Origin of the sequence: Actinoplanes sp. NPDC051633, from assembly GCF_040681735.1 — a bacterium.
In the GTDB taxonomy this organism is placed as follows: Bacteria; Actinomycetota; Actinomycetes; order Mycobacteriales; family Micromonosporaceae; genus Actinoplanes.
The window spans coordinates 1-1,732 of sequence record NZ_JBFAZH010001441.1; the positions used below are offsets into that span (position 1 = coordinate 1).

Here is a 1,732-nt window from a genome sequence, read left to right on the forward strand (position 1 = left end):
GACCCGTCGCCCGCAGTGCGCACCGAAGCGCTGGCGGGCAGCGCGCGCCTGCCCCGGGCCGCCCTCGAACGCGCGCTCACCGACCCGGTCGCCGGGGTGCGGCTCGCCGCGGCGAAGAAGCTCGAGCTGATCACCGACAGCGAGGCCGTCGTCGAGGCCGCGCGGGTCGAGATCGATCCGAAGGTGCGCGACGTTTTCGCCAAGAGCCTCGTCGGTTACCGGATGACCGACCGGGTGCGGTCCACGCTGCGCGGCTATCTGGTCAACGACGTCCGCGCCATCGACACCCGGGTCGCCGCGCACCTGCAGCGGGCCGGCGACATCGGCGTTTCGGCCGCGATCGCCGCCCGCGGCCTGATCGACATCCAGGAGCAGCAGCTGCTCTGGATCGTGCAGAACGCACTGCTGCGGCAGCACGTTCCCGAGGTACGCGCGCTGGTCGAATATCTGCACCGCCACGCACCGGTCAACTACCTGAGGTACGCCACCGGCCGCGCGCTCGAGGCCGGCACACCGCCCAACCCGTATCTGCCGCCGCCCGCGGACGGCCTGGACGCCGTGCAGCGAGCGCGCCTGATCCTCGAGGTCCTGCGATGGGCCGAGGCGGCACTCGGCGCGGAGGCCAGCGCAGGCCTGAAGGTCTGGACCGCCGCGCCGGACGATCACACCGCCGCCCAGTGGATCACCGAGCACGACTGGTTCGGCGACGGCGTCCAGGGCGAGCTGTTGCGTGCCGCCGTCGACGGCGACCTGACGCGGGCGCTCGCGGTCGAGCTGCGTCCAGGGCGTGAGGCCGACCTGCTGCGCCTCGCCCACCGGTTCACCGCGGCCCAGATCCGCGCCGGCCTCAGCCCGATCACTCCCGGCCCGCTGAATCCGCTGTTGCTGCTCGGCCCCGACGCCCTGCGGGTCCAGGCGGTGGCGCTGCGGCTGCGTGAGCCGGCCCCGCTGTTCCTCGCGTTACGCCCGAAGGAGCCCGCGGCGGTGTTCGTGAGCTGCCCCGGCTGCGGCAAACCGGCGCAGGTCATGGGCGAGGTCGCCTGCCTGTACCGCGACGACGACCGGATCTCCGAGTTCGACACCGGCTACTCCGGCATCCTGAGCGGTGACTGCCCGGAGTGTGGCGCCGCGGCCCGCGCCGAGGTGCGCCTCACGGAGACCACGCAACGATTCGCCCTGACCCGCGAGATCAGCTGGGACGGTGTCTGGTGAAGTGGGTCGCCGGCGGCACCGTGATCGCGCTCGGCCTGGCGCTGCTCGCCGGCGCTCTGTCCTGGCCGGAGCACCGGGTGCTGGCCATCGTCGTGGCCGTTCTGGTCCTCGCCGGCGGTGCCGCCCTGCTGCGGGGGAGCCTCCTCATGTTCGCCGCGCTGTGGGGCGTGGGCTGGGTGACGCTGGTCGGCGGGATCGCGTCGGCGCTCTGGTTCGCGATAGCCGGTGCGGCGGTCGCGGTGGCCGGTGGGTTCCTCGCCTACGCGACGAACAACTACTCCACCTGGTTCGGGGTGGCCGCGCTCGGCGTGGCGGTCGCGCTGTCCGCCCTGGCGTTCGATGCCTTCGGTACGCACGCGGCGCTGGCCGGCGCCGCCACCGCCGCCGTGGCGCTGCTCTGCGCCGCCTGGGCCGTGAGCACGGTCGTCCTGACATACGATTGAGCCGACGGCACGCCCCCGGGGCTGTGCTGCCGCCGGCCGCTGAGGCTTCGCCTAGGGCGGAGAACCCGAGCCCCTCC

2 protein-coding genes are annotated in these 1,732 nt (G+C 73.6%); both read left to right on the forward strand.

All coding sequences use genetic code 11. The features are described from left to right. Positions 1–1,212: hypothetical protein (locus tag AB0M20_RS41855; RefSeq protein WP_364306916.1), on the forward strand; the 1,212-nt coding region annotated here is incomplete at its 5' end. After that, positions 1,209–1,655, forward strand: a complete 447-nt coding sequence (locus tag AB0M20_RS41860; RefSeq protein WP_364306918.1) for a hypothetical protein — start codon at positions 1,209–1,211, stop codon at positions 1,653–1,655. The genes AB0M20_RS41855 and AB0M20_RS41860, both read left to right, overlap by 4 nt. Positions 1,656–1,732 lie beyond the last annotated feature (77 nt).